Source organism: Microbacterium sp. GXF7504 (genome assembly GCF_054798235.1).
Genome location: NZ_JBSJZI010000004.1, coordinates 166519 through 179672, shown reverse-complemented (window position 1 = coordinate 179672; position 13154 = coordinate 166519). Strand labels below are relative to the sequence as shown.

Annotated in this window: 12 protein-coding genes; 7 read left to right on the top strand and 5 right to left on the bottom strand. The window is 70.0% G+C overall.

Annotated features, from left to right (window positions below):
* Positions 1 to 120 precede the first annotated feature (120 nt).
* From ACWAUO_RS11445 to ACWAUO_RS11435, 3 genes are all read left to right on the top strand, one after another.
* A complete protein-coding gene (locus ACWAUO_RS11445; RefSeq protein WP_460775519.1) occupies positions 121 to 285 on the top strand; it encodes a hypothetical protein in 165 nt (54 codons plus the stop codon).
* 138 nt (positions 286 to 423) lie between these two features.
* Positions 424 to 1251 carry a DUF4097 family beta strand repeat-containing protein gene (locus tag ACWAUO_RS11440; protein ID WP_460775518.1) on the top strand — a complete coding sequence of 276 codons (828 nt, stop codon included), beginning with the start codon at positions 424 to 426 and terminating at the stop codon, positions 1249 to 1251.
* Complete coding sequence (locus ACWAUO_RS11435; protein WP_460775517.1) at positions 1251 to 1862, top strand: PadR family transcriptional regulator; 612 nt, start codon at positions 1251 to 1253, stop codon at positions 1860 to 1862. Before ACWAUO_RS11440 ends, ACWAUO_RS11435 begins: the two co-directional genes overlap by 1 nt.
* A 4-nt stretch (positions 1863 to 1866) precedes the next feature.
* Here the strand turns inward: ACWAUO_RS11435 and ACWAUO_RS11430 are convergent, their stop codons facing one another.
* On the bottom strand, positions 1867 to 2370 hold the full coding sequence (locus ACWAUO_RS11430) for a universal stress protein (RefSeq protein WP_460775515.1): 504 nt from the start codon (positions 2368 to 2370) through the stop codon (positions 1867 to 1869).
* A 135-nt stretch (positions 2371 to 2505) separates the two neighbouring features.
* Here ACWAUO_RS11430 and ACWAUO_RS11425 point away from each other — a divergent pair, with 135 nt between their 5' ends.
* Positions 2506 to 2697 (top strand): DUF3073 domain-containing protein, encoded by a 192-nt coding sequence (locus ACWAUO_RS11425; protein WP_460775514.1) that lies wholly within the window; start codon positions 2506 to 2508, stop codon positions 2695 to 2697.
* 54 nt (positions 2698 to 2751) lie between these two features.
* Here ACWAUO_RS11425 and purF read toward each other — a convergent pair whose 3' ends face one another.
* Together purF and purM are read right to left on the bottom strand one after the other, a co-directional pair.
* Positions 2752 to 4212, bottom strand: a complete 1461-nt coding sequence (gene purF, locus ACWAUO_RS11420; protein WP_460775513.1) for an amidophosphoribosyltransferase — start codon at positions 4210 to 4212, stop codon at positions 2752 to 2754.
* A 6-nt stretch (positions 4213 to 4218) separates the two neighbouring features.
* On the bottom strand, positions 4219 to 5343 hold the full coding sequence (purM, locus tag ACWAUO_RS11415) for a phosphoribosylformylglycinamidine cyclo-ligase (protein ID WP_460775511.1): 1125 nt from the start codon (positions 5341 to 5343) through the stop codon (positions 4219 to 4221).
* A gap of 63 nt (positions 5344 to 5406) precedes the next feature.
* Between purM and ACWAUO_RS11410 the strand changes: the two genes are divergently transcribed.
* On the top strand, positions 5407 to 6024 hold the full coding sequence (locus tag ACWAUO_RS11410; protein ID WP_460775510.1) for a zinc-binding alcohol dehydrogenase: 618 nt from the start codon (positions 5407 to 5409) through the stop codon (positions 6022 to 6024).
* Here ACWAUO_RS11410 and ACWAUO_RS11405 read toward each other — a convergent pair.
* Both ACWAUO_RS11405 and ACWAUO_RS11400 read right to left on the bottom strand, forming a co-directional pair.
* Positions 6021 to 6365 carry a potassium transporter Trk gene (locus ACWAUO_RS11405; protein WP_460775509.1) on the bottom strand — a complete coding sequence of 115 codons (345 nt, stop codon included), beginning with the start codon at positions 6363 to 6365 and terminating at the stop codon, positions 6021 to 6023. The genes ACWAUO_RS11410 and ACWAUO_RS11405 overlap by 4 nt on opposite strands.
* Positions 6366 to 6442: 77 nt before the next feature.
* Complete coding sequence (locus ACWAUO_RS11400) at positions 6443 to 10729, bottom strand: HtaA domain-containing protein (protein WP_460775507.1); 4287 nt, start codon at positions 10727 to 10729, stop codon at positions 6443 to 6445.
* Between the two features lie 166 nt (positions 10730 to 10895).
* On the opposite strand from ACWAUO_RS11400, the gene ACWAUO_RS11395 reads away from it, so the two are divergent.
* Together ACWAUO_RS11395 and ACWAUO_RS11390 are read left to right on the top strand one after the other, a co-directional pair.
* Entirely contained in the window at positions 10896 to 12017 is a 1122-nt protein-coding gene (locus ACWAUO_RS11395; protein WP_460775506.1) for a heme/hemin ABC transporter substrate-binding protein, read from the top strand.
* Positions 12014 to 13087 carry a FecCD family ABC transporter permease gene (locus tag ACWAUO_RS11390; protein ID WP_460775504.1) on the top strand — a complete coding sequence of 358 codons (1074 nt, stop codon included), beginning with the start codon at positions 12014 to 12016 and terminating at the stop codon, positions 13085 to 13087. Before ACWAUO_RS11395 ends, ACWAUO_RS11390 begins: the two co-directional genes overlap by 4 nt.
* The last annotated feature ends 67 nt before the right edge of the window (positions 13088 to 13154 follow it).

Below are 13154 nucleotides of genomic sequence, written 5' to 3'. Positions count from 1 at the left end.
AACCGCGTCAACCCCCGGGACCGCTCCCGACGCGGAATGCCAACCTGAGGATGTGCCGTGAAGCGTCCGGGCACCGCCGAGAAAGCTGCGGCGTGACCGGCATACAGAAGGGGAGTCCCCATGAACATCGCACTGCTCATCATCATCGTCATCGCCATCGTGCTGGCCATCGTCGGCGGGCTGAACACCGCGCTGAACTGGCTGCTGTGGGTGGCGCTGATCGTCGGCGTGATCGCGCTCATCGCGTTCCTGTTCCGAGTCATCTCCGGCAACCGCCGGGCCTGACGACAAGACGTCACGGCGGATGCCGGATGCCTTCGGGCTCCGGCATCCGCCGTTTTCGCACCGGCAGGTCTTCCGCAACGCGATATATCGTGTTACTGTCCACGAACGCGATATAACGCGTTCACCGTGGAGGAAGACATGACACCGGAGAAGTGGCTGATCCAGCCCGGGCAGACCCGGGTGATCGACCTGGAGGACATCACGTCGCTGAAGGTCGGGCTGGTCGGCGGCCAGATCGACATCGTCGGCCGCGACGAACCGGGCGTGCGCATCGAGGTGCACGCCGTGACCGGCAAGGACCTGCGCGTCGAGGCGGCGGACGGCCGCGTCGAGATCGACCACCCGCAGCTGCGCTGGGACAACTTCCTCGAGGTGTTCCGGCACTTCGGGAGCGGCGGGCCCAAGGCGGAGATCAGCGTGGCCGTGCCGCGCGAGACCGCCCTGACGCTCGGCGTCGTGAGCGCGAGCGCGCTCGTGTCCGACCTCGTGGCGGACGCCAAGCTCAACACCGTCTCGGGCGATCTCATCGTCGACGGCCTGCGAGGCGACCTCACCCTGAACTCCGTCTCGGGCGACGTGCAGGCGCGCGGCCTCGACGGTTCCATCTCGGCCAACAGCGTCTCGGGCGACATCGCCGCGACCGGCGAGCTCGACGCCGTCACCGTCGACACCGTCTCGGGGGCGATCCTCATCGACGCCCACGGCACGGTGCACCGGATCGGCCTGAACACGGTCTCCGGCGAGACGACCGTGCGACTCGACGACGGCTACGCCGCGAACTTCGTCGTCCGCAGCGTGAGCGGCCGGGTGCAGGTCGACGGCGTCACCCACTCCGGACGCGGCGGCATCGCCACCACGGTGCAGCACACGATCGGGGAGACGAGCGGCGCGTTCGTCGACGTGCGCGCGAACTCCGTCTCCGGCGCGATCACCGTCGTCCGCCGCGCCGGCGAGGCGGTGCGCTGATGGCCCCCGTCTTCTCCCACGGCGACCTGCGCCTGTACCTGCTGAACCTCCTCGACGAGGAGCCGCGGCACGGCTACGACCTCATCACCGCACTCTCCGAGCGCACCGGTGGCACGTACACGCCGTCCGCCGGCACGATCTACCCCCGCCTCGCGAAGCTCGAGGAGGAGGGGCTCGTGACCAAGCGGGTCGAGGGTCGCAAGACCGTGTACGAGATCACCGAGGCGGGTCGCGCGGAGGTCGCGGCACGGGCCGGCGACTTCGCGGGCATTGAGGCCGACCTTGCCGACTCCGTCCGGCTCATCGCCGAACAGGTGCGCGGCAACGTCCGTGAGGCGATGAAGAGCCTGAAGGCCGACCTGGCCGCCGCCGCGGCGGCGGAGCGGGAGTCCGCGCCGGACCCGCAGCCGGCATCGGACGCACGGGCACGGACCCGGGAGCAGATCCACCGCGCCGACGTGGCCGTCTCCGAGTTCCGGGCGCGGGTGCGCACCGACCTGCGTTCGCACGCGGCCCGGGGCGGCGAGGTCGCCGACTCGGTGGTCGATGCCCTGGCCGACGCACTGGATGCGGCGGCGTCCGCGCTGCGGCGGTCACTCGACGGTCGCTGAGTCGTCAGTCGAGCCAGGGCGTCTCGGGTTCGACCTCGTCGTGCAGCGGCACGACGAGCACCGGGCGCTGCTGCCGGTGCGTGAGCCGGGCCGCGACCGAGCCGGTGAAGAACTCGCGGATCGACTCACCGATCCCGCGGCGTCGCGTGCCGACCACGATGAGGGGTGCGTCCACGTCCTCGGCCAGGCGCGCGAGCGCCGTGGCCGGGTCGCCGACGAGCGAGCGCACCGCCCAGCGGACGTCCGCGCCGTCGAGCTGGGCGGCAGCCGCCTCACGCACCGCTTCCGCACCCGCCTCACCGGTCGAGATGTTCATGTCGATCGGGGCGGAGTGCGGGGTGCCGTCGGGGTCCTCGTAGGTGACGAAGCGGGTGACGTCGACGTACGCCACGAGCAGGGGTGCGTCGAAGAGCGCCGCGTAGCGGGTCGCCTCCTCGAGGACGCACTTCGGCAGACCCGGCACGAGTCCGACGACGACGGCCCCGGTCCACTCGGTCTGCGCGTTCATGGTTCCTCCTCGCGGGGACTGGCCACTCGGCCACCGTGATATCCTGAACTCTACTCTTCCCGGTCGGACGGACCGGTTTGTGAATTCGTCGGGCCCATGCGATGCCCGCGACATCAGATCATGAGGGGGTCTCGCATGGGGCGTGGCCGTCAGAAGGCGAAGCACACGAAGATCGCCCGCGAACTCAAGTCGTTCAGCCCGGCGGTGAACTACGCGGCGCTGGAGCGTGAGCTCTCGCACCCGAGTTCCGACGACGAGTACGTCGACAAGTGGGCTGACGAGTACGCCGACGAAGACGAGGACGAAGACGAACTCGAGCGGGCCTGACCTGCACGAGCGGATGCTGCGAGCGCCTCGGCGCCGCAGCATCCTTTCATGTGGTCAGGAGACCTGACTGCCCTCGACCCAGGCGAGGTACTCGTCGGTGACCGTGCCGGTGACGTACCGGCCGTCGAAGCAGCTCATGTCGAGGTCCTCGACGTCGGAGCCCTCGAGGATGGCGGCCTTGAGGTCCTCGACCTCCTGGTAGACCATGTAGTCCGCGCCGAGCTCGGTGGCGATCTCCGGGATCGTCCGGCCGTGGGCGACCAGTTCGTGGCGCGACGGCATGTTGATGCCGTAGACGTGCGGGTACCGCACGGGCGGCGCGGCCGATGCGAAGGTGACCGTCTTGGCGCCCGCGTCGCGCGCCATCTGGATGATCTCCTTGCTCGTCGTGCCGCGCACGACCGAGTCGTCGATGAGCAGCACGTTCTTGCCCTTGAACTCGCTCGACATCGCGTTGAGCTTCTGGCGCACGCTCTTCTTGCGCACCGCCTGGCCGGGCATGATGAAGGTCCGCCCGACGTAGCGGTTCTTGTAGAAGCCCTCGCGGTATTCGATGCCGAGCTTGCGGGCCACCTGCATCGCTGCCGGCCGCGCGGAGTCCGGGATCGGCATGACGACGTCGATCGCCTCGCGCGGTGTGTGCTTGGCGATCGTGTCGGCGAGCCGCTCGCCCATGCGCAGCCGGGCCTCGTAGACCGAGATGCCGTTCATGATCGAGTCGGGGCGGGCGAGGTACACGTACTCGAACGAGCACGGGATGAGCTTCGGGTCAGCCGCGCACTGCCGGGTGTGAAGGGCGCCGTCCAGGGTGACGAACACGGCCTCGCCCGGCGCGACCTCGCGCACGACGTCGAAGCCGGAGTTCTCCAGTACGAGCGACTCGGATGCCACGATCCACTCGTCGCGTCCGCCCTCCGCATCCCGGCGCCCGAGGATGAGGGGACGGATGCCGAAGGGGTCGCGGAACGCGAGGAGCCCGTACCCGGCGATCAGGGCGATCGTGGCGTACGACCCCTCGACGCGCTCGTGCACGCGGGTGACCGCCTGGAACACCTGCTCGGGGTCGAGCTCGAGTCCGGAGATCGACGACTGCAGCTCGTTCGCGAGCACGTTCACCAGCAGCTCGGTGTCGGAGCTGGTGTTGAGGTGCCGGCGGTCCTTGTGGAAGAGCTCCTCGGTGAGCTCGCGCGTGTTCGTCAGGTTGCCGTTGTGCACCAGCACGATGCCGTAGGGGGCGTTGACGTAGAACGGCTGCGCCTCCTCCTCGCTGGATGCGGTGCCCTTCGTGGCGTAGCGGACGTGACCGAGCCCGATCGTGCCGAGCAGGGAGCGCATGTCGCGGGTGCGGAACGCCTCGCGCACCTGGCCGCGGGCCTTGTGCATGTGCACCACGCCGTTCGGTTCGGCGGTGGAGATGCCGGTCGAGTCCTGTCCGCGGTGCTGCAGGAGCAGCAGCGAGTCGTAGATGTCCTGGTTGACCGGGCCCTGCCCGACCATGCCGACGATGCCGCACATGTGGTGTTACTTCGCTCCATCTCGTGGGGTGTCGGCGTAGGCGCCGACCAGGCGCACACTGCCGCCGTCGACGCCCTTGGCGCCCTGCTCGAACTCGCCCGCGGGGGTCGCGCCGTCACCGACGGTGCCGACGCGCCAAGCGGCGATGCCCTCCTGCTCCATCGCGCGCAGCGTCGCGTCGGCATCCGCTTCGGCGACGACGGCGAGGAACCCGATCCCGAGGTTCCAGGTGCCCTCGGTGGCGGTCAGGTCGAGTCCGCCGAGATCGGCGAGCACCTGGAAGACGGCGGGCGGCGCCCAGGTCGACCGGTCGACCTCGACCCAGGTGCCGCGGGGCAGCACACGGGCGAGGTTCGCGGCGATGCCGCCGCCGGTGACGTGGGTGAGCGCGTGGAGGCCGGCGCCGAGGGCGTCGGCGAGACGGAGGAGCGGCGACGTGTACAGGCGCGTGGGCTCGAGCAGCGCCTCGCCCCACGTGGTGCCGAAGTCGTCGGCGTGGTCGCCGTACTGGATGCCGGCGCCGGCGACGATGTGCCGCACGAGCGAGTAGCCGTTGGAGTGCAGCCCGCTCGAGGCGAGCGCGATCACCGCGTCACCCGGACGGACGCGGTCGGCGCCGAGGATGCGGTCGGCCTCGACGACGCCGGTGGCGGCGCCCGCCACGTCGTAGTCGTGCACGCCCAACAGGCCCGGGTGCTCGGCGGTCTCGCCGCCGACCAGCGCGGTGCCGGTGACGGAGCATCCGGCGGCGATGCCGGAGACGATGTCGGCGATGCGTTCCGGGAACACCTTGCCGCAGGCGATGTAATCCGTCATGAACAGGGGCTTCGCACCCACCACGACGATGTCGTCGACGACCATGCCGACCAGGTCGAGCCCGATCGTGTCGTGCTTGTCGATCGCCTGCGCGATCGCCACCTTCGTGCCCACGCCGTCGGTGCTCGTGGCGAGCAGCGGGCGCGTGTAGCCGGTGAGCGCCGAGGCGTCGAAGAGCCCGGCGAAACCGCCCACGCCCCCGAGCACCTCGGGCCCGTGCGTGCGACGCACGGCCGACTTCATGAGTTCTACGGCGAGGTCGCCGGCGGCAGTGTCAACGCCGGCGTCGGAATAGGGATTGTGGGATGCGGCCACGCGCTAAGCCTACCTGCGCCGCAAGCCCCTCGGATCTCCCCGGTGGATCCTTACAATGGCCGCATGCACAGCGCCGGCCGTCCGGAGTGGCTGATCCGCGAGGACGCGAGTCAGCCGGTGCTGCTCGCCCTGTACCTGCGACAGATGCTCGGCATCCGGGCCCCGGAGGAGCTGCCGTCGCTGCGCGGCATCCCGGTGCCACGGCCGGAGCGGCCGGAGGCGGAACAGGCACTTCTGGAGCGCCAGTGGCGGTCCTACTGGGCGATGACGGTCGAGCCGCAGGCGCATCCGTCCGAGGTGCCTCTCGAGCTCGTGCCCGGGTTCGCGACGATGCTGGCGCTGCCGGCCACCGGGGCGGCGGAACTGCGTGGGGCGGCGGAGCCGTTCGGGCCGGATGCGGTGTCGTTCGCGCGGGATGCGCACGCCATGTACGTGGCGCGGGAGTCCGGCCACCACACGGGGGCGGCGTCGTACCGCGCGTACGCGAGCGTCATCGCCGAGCACGAGCGTCAGGTGGGGCGCCGTGCGCACTCGTTCGAGCTGAACGTGCAGGTGCTGCCGCTGGCGCAGCGCGGACTGTGGTGGATCGGCGCGCTGACGATCGCGGTGACCGACGGGCTCCGGCGGGATGTCGCGGCGTTCGACGCCGCGATCCATCCGATCATCGCCGAGCTGGCCTAGTCCTCTTCGACCTGCACGTGCTCGCGGTCGACGCGCACCTCGCGGGTCTTTCGCCCGACGGTGCGCTCGAGGACCAGCGCGACGAGCCCGCCGACGAGCAGTCCCAGCGCGGCGCAGATGAGGGCGAGGAACCCGAACACCTGCCCGGGGGTGTACTCGACACCGGTCGCGCTCGGCTCGGCCGTGCCCTGGAACGCGAACGTCAGGATGCCGGCCACGATGACGCCGAGGAGGGCGCCCAGCACGAGGAAGACCCAGATCTTAGGCGCGCGGCGGACGGTCACGGTCTCGATGTGCTCTTCGACGGTGACGCGGGGGGCGGGGTTCGGCTCGGCAGCCATGGCTCCATTGTCTCATCCCGGCGAACGACGGCGCCCCACGGTGCATGACCGTGGGGCGCCGTCGATCGGTGCGGGGATCAGTCCTCGTCGGTACCGGCGTTCCGGCGGCGGACGACCAGGACCGTCACGAGGATCGCGATGGCGATGAGCACCAGGATGCCGACGATCCAGACCCAGATCGGCAGGCCGGCGTCCGCGGTCTCCTCGTCCGCGGCGGTCGTGACGACGGTCTCGGCCTCCTCGTCCGCCTCGACCACGGCGACCGCGCAGTCGTCGGCGACGGGGAGCGTGACCGTGATCGGGTCGAGCGCCTCGCCCGCGGCATAGGTGCCGAAGGCTGCGGAACCGGCCTCGGTCAGCGTCGAGGCGTCCGCCTCGATCGTGATGACGCCGTCGACGGGGTTCGGCGCACCCAGGTCGAACTCTGCGAGTCGGACGTCCTTCTGGTCGACCGACTCACCCCCCTGGGTGGTACCGGTGATGTCGAACACGAGGTAGCCGGTGTCTCCGGCGAGCTCGAGGCGCGCGTTGGAGAACGTCGTGTTCAGCGCACCGTCGTGCCCGTGGAAGGCGAGCGTCCCGCCGAAGGTGACCAGCCCGGTCGCGGACTCGACGTCGATGGATCCGGCGCCGTTCGACCACACGTAGTCCGGGTACTCGTAGACGATGTCCGTGAGCTCCCAGCCGCCGTGTGCGATGCCCTCGATGTAGCTGCGGAAGGACTCCTTGTAGCCCCACTTCAGCTCCGCCCCTTCGACCGTGCACTGTCCGGCCGACGCGAGCGCGGCCTCACGGGCGAGGGTGAACTGGATGCCGCGGCTCACCGAGCCCTGGAAGGTCAGCGTGTGTACGCCGTCTTCGAGGGTGGCCGGCAGCACGCCCGTCCAGGTCGCGATGCCCCGGGCATCGGCATCCACCGTGCCGAGCAGCACCGGCGTCGAGTACACGACGATGGCGATGTCCTGCTCGAAGGGCTGGAAACCGCCCACCGAGATCGTCACCTGTCGGCCGGCCTGCAGATCCTCGAGCACCGGTTCGTCGACCTGGATGCCGGTGGTGGCCGGCGGAGTTGCCGGGAACGTCCGAGCCGGCGTCGGGGCGGCCGCGGTCGCGACCGTTCCGGTGGAACCGCTCGGCGCCGCGGAGGCCGCACCGATCGTGAAGGTGAGCGGATCGAGGGTGGTGTAGAAGTTGCGGAACATCGCACGCCCCTCGGCGGTGAGCGTCACCCCGGCATTGCGGTACGTGACGGCACCGTTCGCCGCGGTCTTGGCGGCGCCCGCGAGGTCGACGACACCGATGTGGACACCGCTCGCCCACAGCTGGGCGGTCGTGGCGGAGGTCACCCGGATCTGCGGGTTGCTGACCGCGAAGTCGAGTTCACCCGCGTGACCCCAGAACCGCACGGACCCGTTGTAGCCGACCGAGCCGAGCCCGGTCGCCGCGTCGTACGTCGAGCCGACGGCCTGCCCGAACTGGAACACTCCGTTCGCGTAGGTGGCACCGCCGGAGAGGCTCAGCGAGCCCTTGGCGATCTGTCCGGTGATGTAGGTGATGAACTGCGACTTGATGCCCCAGACCAGCGAGCCCGCGGCGACCGTCTGACCGGCGCCACCCGTGCTCGGCGTCTGTCCGCCGCCGTCGATCACCGGCACGACGGGCCAGTCGAAGGCGAGGGTGAGCGGGGACGGCGGCTTCTGCAGGTTCGCGGCACTCGTGCCCGACTGGTAGAAGTACGCCTGCAGCGCCGACGGCACCTCCAGCACGAACGCGTTCGGCCACGCGTTGCCGTACCCGGCATTCCACGTCCCCAGCGCAGTCGCACCCTCGTACGCCAGCTCGATCTCGGTGTCCACCGAGGAACCCGCACCGGCCACATCCGCGCCCGAGAAGGTCGCGAACACCAGACGCTTCGCCGTCGCGTTCGCCGACGTGGTCACATCAGCCGACCACACACCCGAACCATCAGCGGTCACCGACAGCACCGGATCCGTGAACGTGATCCAGTGACCCGCGTGCGGCTCCAACGTGAACCACCCGTCGAACGACACCGTGGCGCAGTTCGCGTCGGCACGGACCGTGCCGTTCGTGAACACGTAGTCGGACCCGTCGACCGTGATGTCCTCACCATCGGCCGTCTTCGCCCACTTCATGTACCCCGCGTACGAATACTGCGAGAACGCCCACGACGCCGACGCACCCGACGAGGTCTGCGCATTCGGGCTCAACGTGCACGCCGCAGGCACCGACACGTCCACCACACCGTAGTTCGCGGTGGTCGCCGCCTCGGAGGAGGCGTACCCGTTGTTCGAGGTGTACACGGCCTTGAACGTGTACCCACCGGCCGCGAGGGTGCGGTCGACGCGGACCGCGACGCCGTCGAGGAGTTCGGCGGTGCCGAGCGAGGCCCAGGCGTCCGTCCCCGCCGCCTTCGCGAAGAACTCCACCGAACCGGTCGGTGCGATCGCCCCGCCGGTGGTGACGGTGGCGGTGATCGTGAGCTCGTCGCCCTTGACCACTCGCGTCGAGGGGCTGACCGACACGGCGGTCTCGGTCGCCGTGATCACGGGCCAGTCGAAGGCGAGGGTGAGCGGGGACGGCGGCTTCTGCAGGTTCGCGGCACTCGTGCCCGACTGGTAGAAGTACGCCTGCAGCGCCGACGGCACCTCCAGCACGAACGCGTTCGGCCACGCGTTGCCGTACCCGGCATTCCACGTCCCCAGCGCAGTCGCACCCTCGTACGCCAGCTCGATCTCGGTGTCCACCGAGGAACCCGCACCGGCCACATCCGCGCCCGAGAAGGTCGCGAACACCAGACGCTTCGCCGTCGCGTTCGCCGACGTGGTCACATCAGCCGACCACACACCCGAACCATCAGCGGTCACCGACAGCACCGGATCCGTGAACGTGATCCAGTGACCCGCGTGCGGCTCCAACGTGAACCACCCGTCGAACGACACCGTCGCCCCACCGGAATCCGCACGCACCACACCGTTCGAGAACACATAGTCGTTGCCGACCACGGTGATGTCCTCACCGTCGGCCGTCTTCGCCCACTTCATGTACCCCGCGTACGAATACTGCGAGAACGCCCACGACGCCGACGCACCAGACGACTCCACCGCAGCCGCACCCGGCACATACGCAACCGGCACCGACACGTCCACCACACCGTAGTTCGCGGTCTTCGCGCTCTCCGACGCCTCGAACGCGCCGGACGCCGGGGTGAACCGAGCCTGGAAGGCATACCCTCCGGCGGCGAGGTCGGTCGTCTCGATGGCCGCGACGCCGGTCTGCACCGGTGCGACGCCGAGGGACACCGCGTCCGTGCTACCGGCCTTGGTCGCGAAGAACTCGACCGTCCCGTTCGCGACTGCCGGCTCGACCGTCGCGCTGAGCTCGACCGTACCGCCCTGGATCGCACGGGTCGCAGGACTCACGGCGAGGGTCGTCGAGGTCTCGACGGCGGGCTCGACCGGAGCCGCGGCGACCTCGTACGTGACGACCGAGGAGGTCGATCCCGCCACGCCTGAGTCGTCGGAGACGAAGGCGGCACTGAGCGAGTGCATCCCCTCGCCGAGCGTCGTGACGGTCACCGAGGCGGCACCGTCGACGACGGGTGCGGTGCCGAGCGACACGGCGCCGTCGAAGAACTCCACCGATCCACCGGATGCGGGGGTGACCGTCGCCGTCAGCACGACCGGGTCGCCCACGCGGGCACCGGTCTGCGGCGAAACCGCGAGTGCCGTCGTCGTCGCGGCGGGTGCGGCCTGGACCGTCGCCGAGAAGGTCACCGGGTCGACCGGGTCGCCGGCGTCGTACTCGCCCGTGTTGTAAGCCTTGAACGCCTCGGCGCCGGCGGCCGTGAGGGTGGCCGGGACGTTCGCCCACGTGGCCGTCGTCCCGCTCACGGCGGGCGTCCCGGCCCCGAGGGTCGCGAACGCCACGCGCTGCGTGCCAGCGGCGGTGGTCACCGAGACGTACAGCGTGCGCTCGGCGTCCGAGAGCACCACCTGCGGGTTGGCCAAGGTGATGTCGAGTTCGCCGTGGTGCTTGAGGAACGTGATCCCGCCCGTCCAGCTCACATTCGCGGTACCGGCGTCGACGTCGACGTCACCGGTTCCGGCAGCCCACTCGAACGGGTTCGCCCCACCGCCCGGCTGGGATGCGTTCCCGGTGGCCGTGATGGCGCCGTCGCCGCCGATGTTGGTGTTGGACACGTAGTTGCGGAAGCTCTGCTTGAAGCCCCATTGCAGGGTGCCGGCGGAGGCGGTCGCGGCGTCGGCGGGGATCGCGGTGAGCGAACCGGCCGCGACGAGCAGCAGGGTCAGGATGACGGCGAGGGCGGCACGGCCGCGACTCAACGATTGGGCTATCACGCTGTGTCTTTCGTGGAAGGGCATGGCACACGCCAGGGAGCGCGACCATGGTGCTCGGGTTTCGGAAGGTAAGGCTTGGCTAACTTTCCAGTTATGCTTGACGGTAGGCGACACGTGTCGTCGATGTCAACTTCTTAGGATTGCCTCACCTATGCGTCGTTTGCCCGTCGTTTCCGGCCTCGCCGCCTTCGCGCTGCTCCTCGGCGGATGTTCCGCCGCCGGCTCCTCGGCAGCGACCGCCGACGACTGCGTGTCCGCCCACCAGCCGATCGCCGAACTCGCCCTCACCGAGGATGTCCGCTCCGCGACCGGCGGCTCGACCGCGTGCCTCTCATCCGACTCGATCGAGGCGGTGTCCGACGACACCGCACCGAAGCTCCCGGCCACCGTCGTGGACTCCGAGGGCACCGAGGTCACCGTCGGCGACGTCAGCCGGATCCTGCCCCTGGACATCTCGGGGACGATCGCGGCGACCGTGTTCGGACTCGGTCTCGGTGACAACGTCGTGGGGCGGGACATCTCGACGGACTTCCACGGCACCGAGGAGCTGCCGGTCGTCACGAAGAGCAGCCACACGCTCAACGCGGAGGCGATCCTCGAACTCGCACCCACCGTCGTCGTCACCGACACCACGATCGGCCCGAAGGAGGTCCGGCAGCAGTTGCGCGACGCCGGCATCCCCGTCGTCGTCGTCAGCTCCGACCACGACGCCGACACGGTGGGCGACCTGGTCGCCGAGGTCGCGGCCGCACTCGGGGTCCCGAGCCGCGGTGACGCGCTCACCGAACGCATCGAGGCGGACATCGAGGACGCACTGGCCGAGATCGCGGCGGTCGTCCCCGCCGACGTCGAGGACCGCGCCCGCATCCTCTTCCTGTACGTGCGCGGCAGCGCGAACGTCTACTACATCTTCGGTCACGACTCCGGCGCGGACTCCCTGATCGACGCCATCGGGGGCGTCGACGTGGCGACCGAGATCGGGTGGGAGGGCGAGAAGCCGATGACCGCGGAAGCGCTCGTCGCCGCCCAGCCCGACGTCATCCTGATGATGACCGACGGCCTCGCATCCGTCGGCGGCATCGACGGCCTCCTCGAGCGCATCCCCGCCCTGCAGCAAACGCAGGCCGGCCAGAACCGCCGCGTGATCGACATGGCCGACGGGCAGATCCTCGGATTCGGGCCGCGCACCGCCGAGGTCATCATGGCCCTGGCGAAGGCGCTGTACGCACCGGCCGACACGGCCGCGCCGACCGCCGGACCCTCCGACTCATGACCGGCGAGGTCGTGGTCCCGACGCCGTCACGGCATCGCGGGTCCCGGTTCGCGATCGCGGTGGTCGTCCTCGCGATCGCCCTCGTCGTCGTCTCGATCGTCTCACTGGGGCTCGGCCAGTACGCCCTGTCGCCCGCCGAGGTCGTCGGCATCCTGCTGCGCTCCGTCGGCATCCCGAACGACTGGGCGCCGACCGCGCCCGCGGCATTCGGGGTGCTCCTCGACATCCGGATGCCGCGCATCGTGCTGGGACTGCTGGTCGGGGCGGCACTGTCGGTCTCCGGTGTACTCATGCAGGCGATCTTCGGCAACCCGCTGGCCGATGCCGCCGTCGTCGGGGTGTCGTCGGGCGCAGCCCTGGGCGCGGCGCTCAGCCTCACGTTCTCACTCACGGTCCTCGGCATGTGGACGACCCCGGCGTTCGCGTTCCTGGGCGGCCTCGTCGCCGTGTTCGCGGTCTACCTCATCAGCCGGTCGGGCGGACGCACCGAGGTCGTGACCCTGCTGCTGACCGGTATCGCGATCAACGCGATCGGCGGTGCGGGCCTCGCGTTCCTCACGTTCCTCGGCACGAGCTCCACGCGGGAACAGATCGTGTTCTGGCAGCTCGGCAGCCTCAACGGCGCGATCTGGACGAACGTGGGCGTCATCGCGCCGCTCATCACCGTCGGCATCGTCGCGTCGCTCTTCTACGCACGGAAGCTCGACCTCTTCGCACTGGGTGAACGCACCGCGCGCCACCTCGGCGTCCGCGTCGAACTCCTGCGGATCGTGGTGATCGTCACCGTCGCACTGCTCGTCTGCGCCGCGGTCGCGTTCGCCGGGATCATCGGCTTCGTGGGACTGGTCATCCCCCATCTCATGCGGATGCTGATCGGTCCGGCCCACCTGCCGCTCATGATCACGAGCGCCCTCGGCGGCGCTCTCCTCATCGCCCTCGCCGATCTCGTCGCGCGCACCGCGATCCCGCTGGCCGACATGCCGATCGGCATGATCACCTCGCTGGTCGGTGGCCCGTTCTTCCTGTGGTTGCTGGTGCGGACCCGGCGCCGGGCGGGAGGCTGGGGATGAGCATCCGACTCGTCGCGGAAGCGGTCACGGTCGTCCCCGACGGCGCCGACCGCGCGATCCTGCAGGA

Coding starts and splice junctions, on each gene's coding strand:
- ACWAUO_RS11405 (WP_460775509.1), bottom strand. CDS start 6,365: ATGGCTGCCGAGCCGAACCCCGCCCCCCGCGTCACCGTCGAAGAGCAC.
- ACWAUO_RS11440 (WP_460775518.1), top strand. CDS start 424: ATGACACCGGAGAAGTGGCTGATCCAGCCCGGGCAGACCCGGGTGATC.
- ACWAUO_RS11395 (WP_460775506.1), top strand. CDS start 10,896: ATGCGTCGTTTGCCCGTCGTTTCCGGCCTCGCCGCCTTCGCGCTGCTC.
- ACWAUO_RS11425 (WP_460775514.1), top strand. CDS start 2,506: ATGGGGCGTGGCCGTCAGAAGGCGAAGCACACGAAGATCGCCCGCGAA.
- ACWAUO_RS11390 (WP_460775504.1), top strand. CDS start 12,014: ATGACCGGCGAGGTCGTGGTCCCGACGCCGTCACGGCATCGCGGGTCC.
- ACWAUO_RS11435 (WP_460775517.1), top strand. CDS start 1,251: ATGGCCCCCGTCTTCTCCCACGGCGACCTGCGCCTGTACCTGCTGAAC.
- ACWAUO_RS11430 (WP_460775515.1), bottom strand. CDS start 2,370: ATGAACGCGCAGACCGAGTGGACCGGGGCCGTCGTCGTCGGACTCGTG.
- ACWAUO_RS11445 (WP_460775519.1), top strand. CDS start 121: ATGAACATCGCACTGCTCATCATCATCGTCATCGCCATCGTGCTGGCC.
- purF (WP_460775513.1), bottom strand. CDS start 4,212: ATGTGCGGCATCGTCGGCATGGTCGGGCAGGGCCCGGTCAACCAGGAC.
- ACWAUO_RS11410 (WP_460775510.1), top strand. CDS start 5,407: ATGCACAGCGCCGGCCGTCCGGAGTGGCTGATCCGCGAGGACGCGAGT.